Annotated in this window: 20 protein-coding genes and 3 pseudogenes; 6 read left to right on the plus strand and 17 right to left on the minus strand. The window is 33.9% G+C overall.

The features are described 5' to 3' along the window. From lsrF to BG20_RS02325, 4 genes and pseudogenes are all read right to left on the minus strand, one after another. Window positions 1–787: pseudogene (lsrF, locus tag BG20_RS02315) on the minus strand (3-hydroxy-5-phosphonooxypentane-2,4-dione thiolase); the annotation flags it as partial. Window positions 788–833: 46 nt separating this feature from the next. Continuing rightward, window positions 834–1283 (minus strand): zinc-binding dehydrogenase, encoded by a 450-nt coding sequence (locus BG20_RS13040; protein ID WP_238527460.1) that lies wholly within the window; start codon window positions 1281–1283, stop codon window positions 834–836. Then, complete coding sequence (locus BG20_RS13045; RefSeq protein ID WP_238527461.1) at window positions 1243–1863, minus strand: alcohol dehydrogenase catalytic domain-containing protein; 621 nt, start codon at window positions 1861–1863, stop codon at window positions 1243–1245. The genes BG20_RS13040 and BG20_RS13045 overlap by 41 nt, the downstream gene beginning before the upstream one ends. Window positions 1864–1901: 38 nt before the next feature. Beyond that, a complete protein-coding gene (locus BG20_RS02325) occupies window positions 1902–2195 on the minus strand; it encodes a V-type ATP synthase subunit F (protein WP_010190384.1) in 294 nt (97 codons plus the stop codon). 89 nt (window positions 2196–2284) lie between these two features. Here BG20_RS02325 and BG20_RS02330 point away from each other — a divergent pair, with 89 nt between their 5' ends. Further along, window positions 2285–2584 (plus strand): hypothetical protein, encoded by a 300-nt coding sequence (locus BG20_RS02330; RefSeq protein WP_010190386.1) that lies wholly within the window; start codon window positions 2285–2287, stop codon window positions 2582–2584. Window positions 2585–2586: 2 nt separating this feature from the next. Here the strand turns inward: BG20_RS02330 and BG20_RS02335 are convergent, their stop codons facing one another. Then, on the minus strand, window positions 2587–2838 hold the full coding sequence (locus BG20_RS02335; RefSeq protein WP_010190388.1) for a hypothetical protein: 252 nt from the start codon (window positions 2836–2838) through the stop codon (window positions 2587–2589). 49 nt (window positions 2839–2887) lie between these two features. Then, window positions 2888–3190 (minus strand): hypothetical protein, encoded by a 303-nt coding sequence (locus tag BG20_RS02340; RefSeq protein WP_007401905.1) that lies wholly within the window; start codon window positions 3188–3190, stop codon window positions 2888–2890. A 34-nt stretch (window positions 3191–3224) separates the two neighbouring features. Here BG20_RS02340 and BG20_RS02345 point away from each other — a divergent pair. Then, window positions 3225–3973 (plus strand): annotated as a pseudogene (locus tag BG20_RS02345) (metallophosphoesterase). A gap of 50 nt (window positions 3974–4023) precedes the next feature. Here the strand turns inward: BG20_RS02345 and carB are convergent. The 7 genes and pseudogenes from carB to BG20_RS02370 all read right to left on the minus strand — a co-directional run bounded on the left by carB (window position 4024) and on the right by BG20_RS02370 (window position 10739). Further along, window positions 4024–5832, minus strand: a complete 1809-nt coding sequence (carB, locus tag BG20_RS13050) for a carbamoyl-phosphate synthase large subunit (protein ID WP_420805921.1) — start codon at window positions 5830–5832, stop codon at window positions 4024–4026. Next, window positions 5830–6860: pseudogene (locus tag BG20_RS13055) on the minus strand (ATP-binding protein); the annotation flags it as partial. The gene carB and the pseudogene BG20_RS13055, both read right to left, overlap by 3 nt. Further along, on the minus strand, window positions 6857–7156 hold the full coding sequence (locus BG20_RS13060) for a carbamoyl phosphate synthase preATP-grasp domain-containing protein (RefSeq protein ID WP_476695739.1): 300 nt from the start codon (window positions 7154–7156) through the stop codon (window positions 6857–6859). The pseudogene BG20_RS13055 and the gene BG20_RS13060, both read right to left, overlap by 4 nt. 116 nt (window positions 7157–7272) lie before the next feature. Next, on the minus strand, window positions 7273–8412 hold the full coding sequence (gene carA, locus BG20_RS02355) for a glutamine-hydrolyzing carbamoyl-phosphate synthase small subunit (protein WP_256359084.1): 1140 nt from the start codon (window positions 8410–8412) through the stop codon (window positions 7273–7275). A 91-nt stretch (window positions 8413–8503) separates the two neighbouring features. Continuing rightward, the gene (locus tag BG20_RS02360) at window positions 8504–9697 is read right to left on the minus strand and encodes an AAA family ATPase (protein WP_010190395.1); all 1194 of its coding nucleotides are present in this window, start codon (window positions 9695–9697) and stop codon (window positions 8504–8506) included. Beyond that, a complete protein-coding gene (locus tag BG20_RS02365; protein WP_048096996.1) occupies window positions 9694–10191 on the minus strand; it encodes a hypothetical protein in 498 nt (165 codons plus the stop codon). Before BG20_RS02365 ends, BG20_RS02360 begins: the two co-directional genes overlap by 4 nt. Continuing rightward, a complete protein-coding gene (locus BG20_RS02370; protein WP_010190398.1) occupies window positions 10179–10739 on the minus strand; it encodes a hypothetical protein in 561 nt (186 codons plus the stop codon). Before BG20_RS02370 ends, BG20_RS02365 begins: the two co-directional genes overlap by 13 nt. A gap of 159 nt (window positions 10740–10898) precedes the next feature. Between BG20_RS02370 and BG20_RS02375 the strand changes: the two genes are divergently transcribed. After that, on the plus strand, window positions 10899–12059 hold the full coding sequence (locus tag BG20_RS02375) for a TrmB family transcriptional regulator (protein ID WP_010190399.1): 1161 nt from the start codon (window positions 10899–10901) through the stop codon (window positions 12057–12059). Between the two features lie 28 nt (window positions 12060–12087). Further along, window positions 12088–12540 (plus strand): RidA family protein, encoded by a 453-nt coding sequence (locus BG20_RS02380; protein ID WP_010190400.1) that lies wholly within the window; start codon window positions 12088–12090, stop codon window positions 12538–12540. Between the two features lies 1 nt (window position 12541). On the opposite strand, the gene BG20_RS02385 is transcribed toward BG20_RS02380, so the two are convergent. Both BG20_RS02385 and BG20_RS02390 read right to left on the minus strand, forming a co-directional pair. Next, entirely contained in the window at window positions 12542–13603 is a 1062-nt protein-coding gene (locus tag BG20_RS02385) for a DHHA1 domain-containing protein (RefSeq protein ID WP_010190402.1), read from the minus strand. 44 nt (window positions 13604–13647) lie between these two features. Further along, entirely contained in the window at window positions 13648–13845 is a 198-nt protein-coding gene (locus tag BG20_RS02390) for a hypothetical protein (protein ID WP_010190404.1), read from the minus strand. Between the two features lie 119 nt (window positions 13846–13964). Here BG20_RS02390 and BG20_RS02395 point away from each other — a divergent pair, with 119 nt between their 5' ends. Further along, window positions 13965–15128, plus strand: coding sequence for a citrate synthase (locus BG20_RS02395; RefSeq protein ID WP_010190406.1), 1164 nt, complete (start codon window positions 13965–13967; stop codon window positions 15126–15128). Window positions 15129–15130: 2 nt separating this feature from the next. Here the strand turns inward: BG20_RS02395 and BG20_RS02400 are convergent, their stop codons facing one another. Next, a complete protein-coding gene (locus BG20_RS02400; protein WP_007401936.1) occupies window positions 15131–15337 on the minus strand; it encodes a hypothetical protein in 207 nt (68 codons plus the stop codon). Between the two features lie 76 nt (window positions 15338–15413). On the opposite strand from BG20_RS02400, the gene BG20_RS02405 reads away from it, so the two are divergent. After that, window positions 15414–15794: a hypothetical protein gene (locus BG20_RS02405; protein WP_010190411.1), complete on the plus strand. Its 381-nt coding sequence runs from the start codon at window positions 15414–15416 to the stop codon at window positions 15792–15794. Window positions 15795–16101: 307 nt separating this feature from the next. Here the strand turns inward: BG20_RS02405 and BG20_RS12325 are convergent. Continuing rightward, window positions 16102–16332 (minus strand): hypothetical protein (locus BG20_RS12325; protein WP_010190413.1); only part of this gene is annotated, 231 nt, incomplete at its 5' end.

Below are 16332 nucleotides of genomic sequence, written 5' to 3' on the forward strand. Positions count from 1 at the left end.
TATTTCATTACGTAATGCTTGATACATTTTAAAAGCTTGATCAACTGTTGCATTTCCATGAACGATTGATCTTACAGCTCGAATCATTGCTACTGGATTATCAGATTGCCAGATATTTCGACCCATATCAACGCCTACGGCTCCACCTTTGATTGCATTAAATGTCAATTGTAATGCATCACGTTCAGGAATCTTTTTTCCACCCGCAACAATAATTGGAACAGGGCATGATTGGACCACTTTTTCAAAAGTTCTCACAATAGTAGGTCTTGACAATATGAGCTCCTTGTTCAGCCGCAATTCTGCATGCTAATGAAAGATATCGAGCATCTTTTCCTAGTTCTTTGCCGACAGCGGTAACTGCAAGCACTGGAATCCCATATTCTTCTGCTTCGCTAACTAGTTTACCAAGATTAACTATTGTTTGATGTTCATATTTTGAACCAACAAAAATAGACATTGCAAGAGCACTAGCATTTAGTCTAATTGCATCTTTAATGCTTACAGTGATTTCTTCTTGAGATAAATCTTCACCAATAATACTTGAACCACCTGAAACCCGTAAAACCATAGGAACATTGGTAAACGTTGGAACTGAAGTTCTTTGAACACCTCTTGTAAGCATCAGAGAGTCACAATATTTTAGCAAAGGGGCAATCACTTTTTTTGGATTTTCTAATTTTTCAGTTGGACCTAAAAAGTACCCATGATCAACTGCCAACATTAACGCACGGTTATTTTGTGGTTTGATAATCTGTGAAAGTCTATTTTTTAATCCCCAATCCATGTATCTTCGATTTTGAAAGAATAGAAATACCTTTCTTAAGCGTTTCTTATTTAGTAATAATTATTTTCATTGCATTGTCACCACTTCTAGCATGGTCAAATGCTTTCTGAGATTCTTCAATAGGATAAGTGTGAGTCACCAATTTCTTTACATCAATTTGAGATGAGTCTATCAATCTAAGAGATTCTTTAGTATCAGTATCAGAAGCAGCATAACTTGTCACTAACGTGATTTCTTTTGAATAAATTTTACCCATATTCAAAATTATTTTTGCATCTTTTGAAGGAACTCCAAACATCATGACAGCTCCACCTTTTCGTACCATGTCAATTGCATCTTCTAATGCTTTCAGACTACTTGTTGCTACAATTGCTACATCTACACCATTTCCTCCAGTATGTTCCAAAATTTTCTGTTTTCTATTCTCATCAAATGAGTTAATTGAATCTGTAATGTTAAATTTTTTTGCAAAAGATAATCTGAAAATCATTAACATCAAAACAGAAGATTTTTGAGAATTTTTTTGATTGTGCAAGCATTACATGCATCATCCCAGTAGGACCAACACCAAAAATGGCTACAGAGTCACCTTCTTGATAAGAATATTTAGTCCATGCCCTAACACAACATGCTAAAGGTTCAATCATTGCAGCCTCTTCAAAACTCATCGTGTCTGGAATTTTTAATACACCTCCATGATCTACATTCCATTTTGGTACAACATATTCTTCAGACAAACCACAAGGAGAAAGATTAGTTTCATAATATTTTGGACACATTGTTTCATTGCCATGTTTACATAAGTGACAAGAATAACACGGAACATGATGGTGGGTAAATACTCTATCACCTTTTTTGAATGAACTCACATCGGAACTAACATCAACTATAATCCCTGCAGGCTCATGACCCAAACGCATCGAAGGTTGACCATATTCGCCAAAAACTTTTTCCAAATCAGAACCACAAATCCCACATGCTTGCATTTGAATCAAAATTTCTCCAGAACCAAGTTTTGGTTTTTCTGTTTCATTTATTGCTATAACAGATGGTTCTTTAACAAACGCAGTCTTCATATCAAAAACTTTAGAATATTGAATATAAGTAGATTAGATTATACACCAAGAATCTTTTTGAGCATTAATCTGTAATCAACCTCAGATTTTTCGCTACCGGCTGAAGGTAATGCAAATACAAGAGTAGACTTTTCTGCTCTAAGTTCAGTGAGTTCATCACCTATAGATTCAGTCATATCATCACTTACCAAAACTAATCCAACATCAGAATCATCGGTTAGTTTCTTAATTTCATCCAGAGCTTCTTTAGGTGTATCAGAGATAATTCCAGGAACTCCTGCTAATTGAAAGCTGGTTACAAATGATTTGCTGCCGACAGTGAATATTTTCACAATTCAAAATTTTGTTTATTCTAATTTAACCCTTTTTGGCATTCGGCAGATCAGGAAAGATTGATTTAGCATAGAATTCAATGTATTTTATGACAAATATTGACACTCAAAAAAACATCTATCTATTCACACATGGTAGAATGGATCTTCAAGAAAAAGCAACAAATGCCCTAGTCTCAAAAGGATTTTCAAAAGATAAAATCATAATGGCATTACCAAGTAAAGTAGGAAATGTTGGAGATTATATGGCTATGCTTTGGATGCCACCTACACCAGATCACATAAAAATTCAACACATAACCAAAGTTGAAGAGGTAAAACCAGAAGGAATGGTTGGACTCTGGAAAGGGGTTTCAAAAGAAGATATAGAAACTATTCCACTAGGGTAGAATTAGCTGAATCCAGCGCCAAATTCATCACCTTTTTGTAATGGATCACCAGAATCAGAATTTTTTAATTTTAAGTAAAGCAATGATTCGTAAACTATCTCCATAGAATCATCATCAGTGAGATTCGAATTCGATTTAACATGTTCTTTGTACTTTTGTAGTTTCTGGACATTTTGTTCATCTAAAGACACTCCATCATTTTCAATCATAGTTGCAATTTTTTCAATCAGGGAATTGTATTTGTTTTCTTCCATAATTATTTTGTAATACTTCTCATTATTAACAAGTTCGAATGGTAAAAACTTACAAATCTGAAATTAATCCTGAAAGAAAATCATTGTATTCTTCATCAGAAAAGGTAATTGTTTCAATTTTGTTTTCTTTTTTAGCTAACATTACAGATTCTAAATGATAGCAGGTTGTTTTTTTGATCAATCTGCCAAAATAATATCCTAAACAAGAGCAATACTCAGCATCAGGATCTAACCAGTGTTCCTTACCTTTACCAACAACAGTCCAAATTTTTCTTTGGCTTGGTTCAAAAACATGTAATTTGACTCTTTTTTCAGAAACAACAGATTCAATTCTTTCAGAATCTTTTTTCACAAGAATTTAATCCAAAGTCTATCGTATATCTTTGATGTTTAAAACAAGAATAATACCAACAAAACCAATAATGATTCTAGAGGGGGAGAAAAAACATATCATAGCAACAGATTTGCATATTGGATTTGAAAGCAGTCTTGCATCAAATGAAATATTCATAGGAAAAAACTCCTCAATTAACGAAACAATAGAAGAGTTATCAAGCGTAATTGATCAAGAAAAACCAGATTCGTTAATTTTACTAGGAGATGTAAAATCAAGTATCAAAAGTATCTCAAAAAGTGAATGGGATGAGGTTCCATTGTTTTTCAATAAAATAAAACAAAAATGCGATGTGGTGTTAATTCCTGGAAATCATGATGCAAACATTCAGAGATTGGTTCCAGACAATATTACAATGATCAGTTCAACTGGAATGGTTGAAGAAAATATTTTACTCACACATGGACACACAATGCCTTCAGAGAATTTTTCTCATGTAGATAAAATCATCATGGGACATGTACATCCAGTATACTTTCAAGAAGATTCAGTGTTAAATGGTCAAAGAGTATGGGTTTCATTGAAAACAGAAAAACAAAACATTTTTCCAAATAAATCAGGAGAGATAGAAGTTACAATAATTCCATCATTTAATAGATATTTGTATGCAACACATAAAAAAAATATAAAAAATCAATATCACCAATTATAGAAAAAATCAAAGACACATCATCTGCAAGAATAATTACATTAGATGGAACAATAATCGGAGATGAATCTGTAATTGATCAAGTTTTGTAAGATTAAAAATTTTAGAAAATGATTATAGTGATGAAAAATACTGAAAACAATTATTCTAGTTTATCATATGGTTCAATTGGATCTCGGGTTGTTTTATTATCTTTAAGCCATTCCAGAGTTTTAACAAATGAATCTGCAAGTTCAATAGTCGTGAGCACAGGAATTCCAAGCTCCAATGACTTTCTTCTAATTTGATATTCATCTTCCAGCATTCCAACATATTTTTCAAGTGTAGATGTACTTGGAATGTTTATGATAAAGTCAATTTTTCTTTCGTATAACAAATCTGCGATGTTTGGTTTTCTCTGAGGTTCTGAAATTTTGTGCACTACTTCAATACCACCAATTTTTTCTTCAAAAAATTCGGCAGTATGTTCAGTTGCAACTATTTTAAATCCAAGACTTTTCAATCGAGCTATTGGTTGCAGTAATTTTTCTTTATTTACAGAACCACCTACTGTAACTAGAGCTGTTCCTGTACTTGGAAGAGTGTATCCTGCAGAAGTCAATCCCTTAGCCAATGCATCATAAAAGCTTGTACCAAAGCAAGCAACCTCACCAGTAGACTGCATTTCTACGCCTAGTCTGATATCTGCACCTTCTAAAGCCATAAAGGAGAATTGAGGAACTTTGATTCCAAAATTAGATATTTTTTGCCATTTATTCTCAGGTAATTTAGGTAGAGGTTTACCTAAAACTGCTTTTGCGGCAAGGGCAATAAGATTCGTCTTGACAAGTTTTGATACAAATGGCATTGAACGAGAAGCTCTAATGTTTAGCTCAATCACATAAACGTGATCATCATGTATTAGAAATTGTAGATTGAATGGTCCTTTGACATTAAACGTTTTTGCAATCTTTGTAGAATATTCAGTAATTGTTTCAATAGTTTTATTGTTGAGTCGCCATGGTGGAATACACATCATTGCATCACCAGAGTGAACACCAGCACTTTCAATGTGTTCAACTATTGCTCCAATGATAACATCGGTCCCATTGCAAACGCCATCAACATCAACCTCTAAAGAATTTAGCATGAATTTTGAAATTACAACTGGATGATCAGGGGATACATCAGTTGCTTCCTTAACATATTTTTTTAATTCATCTTGAGACCATACAACTTTCATTGCAGCGCCAGACAAAACATATGAAGGTCTTACAATTACAGGAAACCCAACATCTTGTGCAAAACTTTTTGCTTCAACAATATTTGCAAATGCTTGCCAACGAGGTTGTTGAATATGTAATTTATCTAATTCAGCACTAAATTTGGAACGATTCTCAGCTCTATCAACATCATTTGCCGAAGTTCCAATAATATTAACACCATTTTTTGCGAGCCCCAATGTAAGATTATTTGCGGTTTGACCACCAACACATGTCACAATTCCTTTTGGATTTTCAAATTCAGCGATATCCAAAATTCGCTCTAAAGTCAATTCTTCAAAATACAATCTACTGCAAATATCATAATCAGTAGAAACTGTTTCAGGATTACAATTTACTACTGAAACATTTTTTTCTCCATTTTCTTGCAAACCCCAAACCATATTCACAGTTCCCCAATCAAATTCTACACTACTACCAATACGATAAGGGCCTGCACCAAGTACGATAACTCCTTTATCTTCAGGGTTGATTTTAATATCATGATGGTGTCCACCATATGTCAAATAGAGATAATTAGTTACAGCAGGCCATTCAGCTGCCAAAGTATCTATTTGTTTTACAGAGGGTAAAACGCCTGCTTTTTTACGAATTTCACGAATTTCTTCAGGAGATTTGTCTTTTGCACGCGCAATTTGCCTATCAGAGAACCCCAATTTTTTAGATTCCCATAATAATGAAGTACTAATTGATTCAGATTTTAATTTGGATTCAATATCTACAATGTTTTTTATTTTTCTATAAACCAAGGATCAATTGCAGAAAGTTTGTAGATTTTTTCAACGGATATTCCCATTTTTAATGCAGCCGCGACATAATAAAGAATCAAATCGTTTGGATGAGATAGAAAATCTTCTATCTGTTCCTCAGTATAAGATTCATGGGTTACTCGATTTAAGACAAGACCATCATTTCCAATGTCAAGCATTCTTATTGCTTTTTGTAGAGATTCCTCAAAGCTTCTTCCAACTGCCATAACTTCACCGACGGATTTCATTGTAGGACCGAGTTTTCTTTTCACCTGAGCAAATTTTGCAAAATCCCATCTAGGATGTTTACATACAACATAATCTAAAGAAGGCTCAAAGCAAGCAGTGGTGGTTTTTGTGATTCTATTTACAAGCTCTGGTAATGTGTATCCCAGTCCAATTTTTGCAGACATGTATGCAAGTGGATAACCAGTTGCTTTACTTGCAAGTGCAGATGAGCGGGACAATCTAGGATTAATTTCAATTGCAACATACCTATCTGAAACAGAATCTAGTGCATATTGAATATTACATTCGCCCACAATTCCTACATGTTTAGTTGCCCTCAAAGCTGCAGTACGTAGCATGTGATATTCATGATTATCAATGGTTTGAGATGGTGCAACTACAATGTTATCACCTGTATGAACTTTCATCGAAAGAACATTTTCCATGTTACATACAATTACATTATTTCCGCCGTAATCTTGCATTACCTCATATTCTATTTGTTTCCAATGTCCAATGTATTCTTCAACTAGAACTTGCCCAACAAGACTTGCTCTTAATCCTCGTTCAACAATTTCATGCAATTCAATTTCATTGTATGCAACTCCACCGCCTTTTCCTCCAAGTGTATAAGCTACACGAATAATTACGGGGTATCCTAATTCTTCTGCGATTTCTTTTGCGTCAGAAAAATTCTTTACAGTTCTACTTTTTAAAACTGGAACATTGCATTGATTCATAGAATCTTTGAAGAGTTGACGATCCTCAGTTCGCTGAATTCCGGAATTTGTGTGCCTAAAACACGCACACCATACTTGTCAAGAATGCCTGCTTCTGCAAGATTTACACCACAATTCAATGCAGTTTGACCTCCATATGCAAGCATAATTCCATCAGGTCTTTCTTTTTCGATAATAGATTCTACATACTCTACATTGACGGGTAGCAGGTACACCTTATTTGCAAATCTACTATCAGTTTGGATAGTTGCAATGTTTGGATTGATTAAGACACTTTTGATCCCATCTTCCTGGATTGCTTTGAGGCATTGGCTTCCGGAGTAGTCAAATTGACGGTCGTTTTTAGCGACTCTCGCCGGCTTCTCCGATTTTTATTGCCCCACTACCAAGTACAAGAATTTTTTTTATCGATTCATTCTTCGGCAGATTTGCCTTCCTCCATAAGGTGCTTGAGCTCTTCAAAGACGAATTTACAATCATAAGGTCCTGGTGCAGCTTCCGGATGAAACTGAACTGCAATACAGTTTTGTTTTTTGTGTTTTATTCCTTCGACTGTTTTATCGTCTGCGTTTGTAAACCATAAATTAAATTCAGATGCTTTCAAAGATTCTGGAGTGATTCCATATCCATGATTCTGACTTGTAACATATACTTGATCATTTTCTAAATTAACACAAGATTTGTTTTGTCCTCTATGTCCATATTTTAATTTGTAAGTTTCAGTGTTACCTGCAAGACCAATAATTTGTGCACCCAAACAAATTCCAAGTGTTGGAACATTTTTATCAATAAGTTTTCTTGCAGTCTCAATTGTTTCAGAACATTTTTGAGGATCACCTGGACCATTACTGATAACTACACCTTTAGGATGATATGACATAATTTTTTCAAATGTTGTATTCCATGGTAATCTAATCACCTTATAACCAAGTTCACGAATATTTCGCAGTATAGCATTTTTTGTTCCAGTATCAATTACAACCACAGATTTTTGTTCATTTCCATAAATCATTTCTTGTTTTGTGGAAACTGTATCCATAAATTGTTCAGAGTTATAATGAGGTGCTAATGCAAGTTGCTTTTTGATTTCATTTACGTTGATTTCAGTATCAGACACTGCAAGGGCTGCCATTTTTACTCCTCCAGTACGAAGGTTTTTTGTCAATTCTCTGGTATCAATTCCAGAAATTCCAGGAATTTTTTCTTTGTACAGCCATTCATCAAGAGTCATTGAGAGATTCCAATGACTTGCAGTCAAGGAAAGTTCATGGACAACTAATCCACGAAGTTGAATTTTATCAGATTCAAAAAACTTTGGAATTCCATCCTTATCTTTAATCGAGGGATCTGGAACTCCGTAATTACCTACTAGAGGGTAAGTAATTGTTAGAATTTGACCACTATAAGACGGATCAGTTAGTGTCTCAGTATAACCAACCATTCCTGTATTAAAGACAATTTCACCAAAAACAGTTGTAGGATACCCAAAACCCATCCCATCAAGAACGGTGCCATCATCGAAAATCAGCTTTCCAAACTTGTTTGCGTGGATTGATTTCTTTGTAGTAATTGTGACCCTCGACGAGTTCTTTTGATTGTGGATTTAAGTTTTTTGAACGCTGATCGCAAAATAAATTGAATTCCTAAAGTGCTCGGAATTCTTCGCTCCACTTGTGATATGCTCTTATCATTTCAAGTGAAACACTTGGTTTTCTTCTTGCCATGATTTCTTTAAAGTCAGCTGTTGTGATCGGACGTGGTTGAATCGGTGTTTCACCTTCTACTGGCTCATGATAATCAGGGGCATTGAATATTTCATGAACTGCTTTAATCTGTGCTGCTTGACAGACATCTTTAACATCACTTGCACTGTAACCGTCAAATAATTTTGCAAGCTCGACTTTGTTAACTTTAAGATCCTTTCTTAATGGAGCAGTATATTGTTCAAATAATTTTTCTCTTGCCTCCTGAGTTGGAAGAGACACATAGATTCTTTTTTGGAATCGTCTAAGGAATGGCCAATCTAGACTCCATGGTTTGTTTGTAGCACCAATTACATATAACATCAAATCTTTGCCTTTACCATTAACACCATCCATCTCAGTTAAGAATTGATTTTTAGTTCTTACCTCTCCACCAACTTCGCTGTTTCTAGAACCTAAGAGAGAATCAACTTCGTCGACAAAAAGGATAACTGGTTTTCCTTCTTTTTCAGTATATTTTCTTGCCATAGCAAATAATTTTGAAACGTTCTTTTCAGCCTCACCTAACCATTTACTCATCATAGAAGAAGCATCTACATTGATGAAGTATCCATCCATTTCATTTGCAGTTGCAGCTGCTAGCATTGTCTTACCAGTTCCAGGTGGACCATAAAGCAGCATTCCTTTTGGCCAGCCAAGAGGGAACAAATCAGGTCTTTTTGTAGGATATACTATTGATTCACGTAAAGCATTTTTAGCATCATCTAATCCAATTACTTCATCCCAAGTTACATTGGGTTTTTCCTTCATTACTAGTTCTTCAAAATCATTTTCATCTGTTTGTCTTTGTACAGATTCTTTTTGTTCTTTAGGAGAAGCGTTTGGGTCTACTGCAGGTTCTACTCCACGTGATTCTTGGAGAGCGGTGATTCTTGTATGATAAGAATTACATCTGTCTTTGTAAATAGGATTAAGTTTGCTGGTTGGATAAAGTTGTACTAATTTCATAAGGGAATCAATGGCATATTGATAGTTTGTTATTGCCATGCCTCGTGCGCCTTGGGAATCAAATTTGATTGCCTCGGTAGCATATTTGCTTGCACTGTTTTCTAGTTCTTGGGGGGCTAAACTCATATCATTTGCACGGTTCTCTCTTGAGATTTTTGTTGGTATTCAGATGTGTTAACTGCTCTAGTAAAATTGGTTAAATTTATTGAACCAATTTCAGATTCACTATCAGCAAACTCAGTCAAATATGATTTTTTAAGATCAGAGTCTGCCGAGAGTTTGGTATGCATAGTTTTGACTTTATTAATAGAATTTTCAGCAGACAAAATTAATTCAGATATTTCATCGTCAATGCATTCAACAGATTGTGCTGATTCTGTAATAAGTGAAACAAATTGCTCTAAAAGTAGTCTAGTCTCTTTCTTATCCTCATATTTTATAAGCATGTAATTTGCCAAGCCCACTATTTTATTAATATCCTGTAATTCTTCGGCAGATAATTTGTCGATTTTAACATCTGGAATGTTAATGGACAATTTTTTTTCAATATTTGCTGACAGTGACTGTAGCTGATTTATTGTAGAATCACGTCTAGGGTTAAGAAAATTCAAGCATTGCATGCTTTAGAAAAATCGAGATTAGGGTACTGCTTATTTATTTTAGAGTCAGTCATCAATTTTACTTTATTTAAAACAGATGAGGATTCAACATTTGATTGACTAAAATCGAATCTAGCCTCAGTTAGAAAGGCAGAATCCAAAATAATACTTCCTAAATGAACGGATAATTCAGAAAGACTCTGACTGCATACAGGAAGTAGAGTAAAAAGCTGAGCACTGACAGTCCTAATCAACGGAATAGTCAAAGGCAATAGCTCAGGAATACTGTTAATTCCAGATATAGTATTGATTCTTTTTTGTATTTTAATGAGAATTTCCAGAGAAAACGCAATAGTTTTTTCAAAATCAACTGCTTTTACGTAAGTATGGTCATCATCATCTAATTCTAGAAAATTACGATTTGATTTTTTTAGTTCAAGTTTTTTTATTCTTAAAACATCTATGATGTTATTTAGTAAAGAATTAGAATATTCTAGTCGAGGAACAAGTGTAACAGTGTGAGATACATTTAGGCACTCGATTTTGACTAGGTTAGGATTACATATCATATCAAGTAATCATTAGATATTTGATATTTCAGGACAGTGTCACAATTTTGTCAGTAACTGCAGTCACATCAGAGCATAGTTACAATTTTAAATTATTTTGAGTATTTGTGTAAAGGAATTTAGCTCTACCTGTTACCTAATCATGTGGAAATGATAATCATGGTAAATGAGCATGTACTGACTGTAAGTCTAGAAGAGTTTGGCTTGAGCAAATATGAGGCTCAAGCGTATGTTGCATTAATATCAAAAGGAACAATATCTGCAGGAGAACTAGCATATTATTCAGATCTTCCTAGAACTAAAGTTTATCCAACATTATTAAAACTTGAAAACAAGAAACTGGTAATAATTTCAAAAAGCAAGCCGATTATGTGTACAGCTATTGCACCAGAAGATGCATTTGACTCAATCATTCACGAGCAGATAAACAAAGTAAATGCAATGAATACATTGATTTCAAATCTGAAAAAGGCTAGCGAAGAAAGTAGAAAATCAAGAGGGTCTGAAGAGAAAAGATATTTTCATGTTAGTGCAAATAATGTTTTAGAACAACTAAAAACAATGATTGAGGGTTCAAAGCAATCAATCAACATTACTGCCGATCAATGGGGATTAGGACTGTTAGCAGAATGCAAAGAACAGCTGTTGTCAGTGTTACGAAGAAATTTGGATGTAAAATTACTAATTCCATCCTCTCAGATTTGCTCAGAAATGTTCAGAGCAATACCTAATGAAGTAAAAATCAGAGTTTCAGATTCAATACAGAATTGTTTTGTCTTTGATGAAACAGAAGTACTAATGATAGATAACGAAAATGGAAAAGGTGCAATATTTTCATCAACCGAAGTATTAGGAATAAATCAAAACAGAGTGTTTGCAGATATTTGGAAAAATGCAATTAAAACAGAATCTCTAGCAGACATGACAAAAAATGAAGCCCAAGAAATTTACAAGATTATTCGAATAATCAACGAGTATGGCTTAACACATATTCTAAATTCAATAATAGAATCAAAAAAACCAGATCTTGACATGCTCAAATTACTAGAGAAAAATGGAATTAATTTAAAAAGTAAATCACTAGATGAGATAATTGAGATTATGGATGCTGCACTACAAATCAAGTGTTCAGGACATGTAAATTTTGACGCACATACAAAAAATATAACAATTGAATCAAAGCTAAATAGCGGTCATTCATTACCATGGGCATATATTTTGGATGGTTGTTTACAAAAGCAAGGTTACAAAACAAGAACGGTCTATCAGAGCAATTCAAACAAAGGCGAAAAAGTACTCATCAAAATAAGTAAAAATTAAAAGCAGATAAGATATTTTCACTCATATTATGATTGAAGAAAAAATTAAATCGATTGGAATTAAGATACCAATACCACCTAACCCAGCAGGTTCGTATATTCCAGTTGTAAAATCTGGGAATTTACTATTTGTTTCAGGACAAATCCCAATGGAAGATGGAAAAGTTGTATTTACAGGAAAAGTTTCAGACGCAAATATAGAAACTGCAAAAAAAGCAGCGATAGTTTGTGCAGTCAACATACTTGCTCAAATCAAAAAAGAAATAGGAGATTTGGAGAAAATCTCAAGAATTGTCAAATTATCCGGATTTGTAAATGCAGTACCAGAATTCACACAACATCCAAAGGTAATCAATGCAGCATCAGATTTGTTGTATGAAATATTTGGAGAGAAAGGAAAACATGCCAGAGTTGCATTAGGAGTATCAAGTTTGCCATTGAATTCAATGACTGAGATTGATGCAATAGTAGAAATTAAATAAATTATTGATTTAGTTTCTTATTAAATTCCTTGAGGAACGTTTGAATTTTTGGTTTAGGAATAACTGCACCACATGCTTTATCATGTCCTCCACCTGAGCCACCAAGCTCAGTTGCAAGAAGATTTACAATTTTGCCCAAATGTATTTTGCAAGATTTAGAACCTCTTACAGATACAGCATAGATACCATGATCAACTCGTTCTTTGTATGCAACACCAACATCTTTTCCAGATAATCCTAAAACAAAATTAACTGCACCACTTGCTCCAGAATCCATAATTTCCATATATCCAATATTTTTCATAGTCTTCATTCCTTGTTTTACTTTAGCAATTATCAATGCTAATTTTTCAACCTGAATTTGTGCAAATTCAAATGTGTTTGGAATTTCATGTGGGAATTTTGATTCTGCTAGTTCTTCAACTAGATACAACAAATAGTCAGGATCTTTTTGATGTCCAACTATATTGTAAGTAAGAACAGTGGCATTGATCAATGCAAATTGTCTATCATAGATTTGAAGTAATTTTGAGCCAAGTGGTCTATCTTCCATATAATCAGTAATGGCAGCACAAGCTGCAATGAAAGGAGCATGATCAGAGAGTTTTGATTTGAATGCATTGTAGACTTGAACAGTTGTGCATTCGTTAATGTCATGAATCATTTTTACTTTAATTTTTTCTAGGTCTTTGACAATTTTTGGATCAATGTCATGATGATCAATGTATGTAACTGTAACATGATTCTTTTTTAAAATTCTCAACAATTCAACAAATTCATCTTGATTCTTTTTACTAAGACCTAAATCACAAATGTATAATGACTTTAATTTTTCATCAGTAGAAACTTTTTGAATAGCTTCCATCTGACCAGGATAATCAACTAAAATAGAATCACCACCAAATGCTTGTCTTATCAAAGCTGCAGAACTAATTCCATCAGCATCTTCTTTATGGGAGATACAAACTACTTTGGTTCTAGGATTAGTTTTTGTAGGTTTTTTTGTGGTTTTTGTAATTTTCTTCGAAGCTTTGGTTGCTTTTTTTGTTTTAGCTGCGACCATTATTATGGATTTTTTGAAATGCCCTCATTTAAATCAAGAATGATTTATCGATTAGATTCTCGAGATTCTTGTCTCATGCTTTGATTTGCCAAAGAAGTGGAATTTACAAATGCATCGTAAAATGATGTACCGTTTAATTGTGTTTGAAGATCAATTTCTTGAATTTTTTGTAATTCATCTGGAGATGCAGTCAAAACTAGATTATCTAATTTCTCCAGTAGTTCTCGCTCAGATTGATTCATTTAATTTTTGTTTAAAAATAATCATTTATGAGCCAGAGTTGTCATATTAGACTAATTACTAAACTTCATAGACATGATTTCTTGCCAAAATTTAATAGAAGATTTCTCTCAGAATAGATATGGAAACAAAAAACATCGGCTTGCGTGGAATCGAAGTTGCCGACACTAAAATATCAAATATTGATGGAGAAAAAGGCAAATTAATTTATCGTGGTTATGATATCTTTGAACTCACAAAAAAATCAAGTTATGAAGAAACGGCATATCTATTATTGCACGATGATCTGCCAACTAAAGAACAGCTGGCTCAATTCAAATCCAAATTAAATGAAGCAAGATGGATTCCAAAAAGAATGCAAATCAACATGGGAAATTGGAGAAAGGATGCAGATCCTATGGATATGTTGCAGGCGTTTGTTTCAGCACTTGCTGGATATTATGATGAAGAATTTGCAACAAAAGAAGCAAGTTATGATAAAGCTATCAATCTGATTGCCAAAATTCCAACAATAATTGCAAGTTGGCAAAGAGTCAGAGATGGCTTAGAAATTATTGATCCTGATCCATCTTTAGATCATGCAGCAAATTTCCTATACATGATGTTTGGTGAAAAACCAGATAAAGAAATTGAAAAGATATTTGACACTTGTTTGATTCTTCATGCTGATCATACGTTTAACGCATCAACATTTGTGGCAAGACAAGTTGCATCAACTAGAGCCCATATGTATTCAGCTGCAAGCGCTGCCATAGGGGCATTAAGTGGCGAACTACATGGAGGAGCAAATACTGAAGTGATGAAGATGCTTTTAGAAATAGGGACAATAGACAATGTAGTTCCATGGATTAAAGAAAGAATGGAAAAAGGTGAAAGAATAATGGGAATGGGTCATGCAGTATACAAGACATATGATCCAAGAGCAACAATTCTAAAAGAATTATCAAGAAAACTCGGTGCAAAAACAGGCGAACCATGGTATGACATTACAGAAAAAGTTGAAACAACGACTATCGAAGAAATGAAAAAACAGAAAGGGAAAGACATCTATCCAAATGTGGATTTGTATAGTGCATCAATTTACTATATGCTAAAAATTCCAATGGATTTGAACACACCAATCTTTGCAATATCAAGAGTTGCAGGATGGGCAGCACACATCATTGAAGAGAAATTTGCAGAAGCAGCACCAAAACCTGCACTGTATAGACCAAAGGCAGTCTATGTTGGAAAGTATTGCGGACCAGAAGGCTGTGAATACAAAGAGCTTGACCTGAGAAAATAACTTTAGTTTCTTGTGTTAAGCCATTCTTTTGCTTTTGAATTTACATCATGTTTGTACAATACTTCAAAGACCATATCATAAAATGTGATTCCCTTTTTCTGAGCCTGATCATCTAGCCAACGAATTCCATCTTTTAATTCAGGATCATATTCTGAGAATTCTACGAGTTCATCTACCATCTTTGAGAAGAATGTGTGTGACTCTAACATATGTTTAGCTTTGAATCTTTGATCATAAGGGCGGGATTCAAAATATATAGACAAAAAACGGTTTTTTGGTTGACACTTGGAGCATGTTTTATTTTTTGATGGAAATACTAAGAGAATATCATGGACAATTCAAACAAATAATTCAATGATAGACCAAAAAAGAGAGCATGCAGAAATTTACTTGGACAAAGTATCCAATATTCAATCAAAATACATTGGACTGCATATTGGATTATTTTGGGGAATTGGTACATTTATCATAAAAAATGAAGATGTTATAAAAATAGCAATAGACGATAAAACGATTTTTGATCATCTTTCGTTGAATCAAAAAAGCGATGACGTATTTATTGAGCGAAGAACTTTTTTTATTAAACAGTTGTTGAAACAAAGAAAGTTGAAAATAACATATGAGTTAATTCCATCGGAGAAAAACTTGGCTGCTAAAAAAATTTAATGCAAAGGTGCTTAAGACCAAAAACGGGAGTTACTTGGTGACAGCTCCAATGCATCTTATGAAAATACTAATTTTATCAACAATAAAAGAAAGAAGTGTTCAATATCGTTGACTATTGTTAAAAACAATTAAAGCGATCATGTAGAATTTGCATCACTTGTTTTGTATTATTGTAAATTTTTGATAAAAATAGAAAATTCAAAAAGAATACCAATACACAGACCAAAAATAAAGACTAGATTTATTTAGTATCTATAAAGCATCCAAATCAATATGGCAAGCATAGACAAAATTGCAATTATATTTTCTATTGCAATTGTAGCTGCCGGTGTAGGATTTGCATCCTACCACGGCAATGTTCAAGACAATGCTCCAGTCGTTTCAGCACCAGTTGTTCTAAAACTGTACCTGCAGCAACTGCACCACAAGCACAATTTGGCGCAGATATTGCAGCTAAAGTAAAACAGGAAACATCTACAGAGAAACCAGCTGCACCAGTTGAGAAACCAGCTGCACCAGTTGAGAAACCAGCTGCACC

The sequence above is a fragment of the Candidatus Nitrosarchaeum limnium BG20 genome (genome assembly GCF_000241145.1).
Lineage (GTDB): Archaea > Thermoproteota > Nitrososphaeria > Nitrososphaerales > Nitrosopumilaceae > Nitrosarchaeum > Nitrosarchaeum limnae.

Coding starts and splice junctions, on each gene's coding strand:
- BG20_RS13040 (WP_238527460.1), bottom strand. CDS start 1,283: ATGTTAATGATTTTCAGATTATCTTTTGCAAAAAAATTTAACATTACA.
- BG20_RS13045 (WP_238527461.1), bottom strand. CDS start 1,863: ATGAAGACTGCGTTTGTTAAAGAACCATCTGTTATAGCAATAAATGAA.
- BG20_RS02330 (WP_010190386.1), top strand. CDS start 2,285: ATGACAAATATTGACACTCAAAAAAACATCTATCTATTCACACATGGT.
- BG20_RS02335 (WP_010190388.1), bottom strand. CDS start 2,838: ATGGAAGAAAACAAATACAATTCCCTGATTGAAAAAATTGCAACTATG.
- BG20_RS02360 (WP_010190395.1), bottom strand. CDS start 9,697: ATGAGTTTAGCCCCCCAAGAACTAGAAAACAGTGCAAGCAAATATGCT.
- BG20_RS02365 (WP_048096996.1), bottom strand. CDS start 10,191: ATGCAATGCTTGAATTTTCTTAACCCTAGACGTGATTCTACAATAAAT.
- BG20_RS02370 (WP_010190398.1), bottom strand. CDS start 10,739: ATGATATGTAATCCTAACCTAGTCAAAATCGAGTGCCTAAATGTATCT.
- BG20_RS02375 (WP_010190399.1), top strand. CDS start 10,899: ATGGTAAATGAGCATGTACTGACTGTAAGTCTAGAAGAGTTTGGCTTG.
- BG20_RS02380 (WP_010190400.1), top strand. CDS start 12,088: ATGATTGAAGAAAAAATTAAATCGATTGGAATTAAGATACCAATACCA.
- BG20_RS02385 (WP_010190402.1), bottom strand. CDS start 13,603: ATGGTCGCAGCTAAAACAAAAAAAGCAACCAAAGCTTCGAAGAAAATT.
- BG20_RS02390 (WP_010190404.1), bottom strand. CDS start 13,845: ATGAATCAATCTGAGCGAGAACTACTGGAGAAATTAGATAATCTAGTT.
- BG20_RS02395 (WP_010190406.1), top strand. CDS start 13,965: ATGGAAACAAAAAACATCGGCTTGCGTGGAATCGAAGTTGCCGACACT.
- BG20_RS02400 (WP_007401936.1), bottom strand. CDS start 15,337: ATGTTAGAGTCACACACATTCTTCTCAAAGATGGTAGATGAACTCGTA.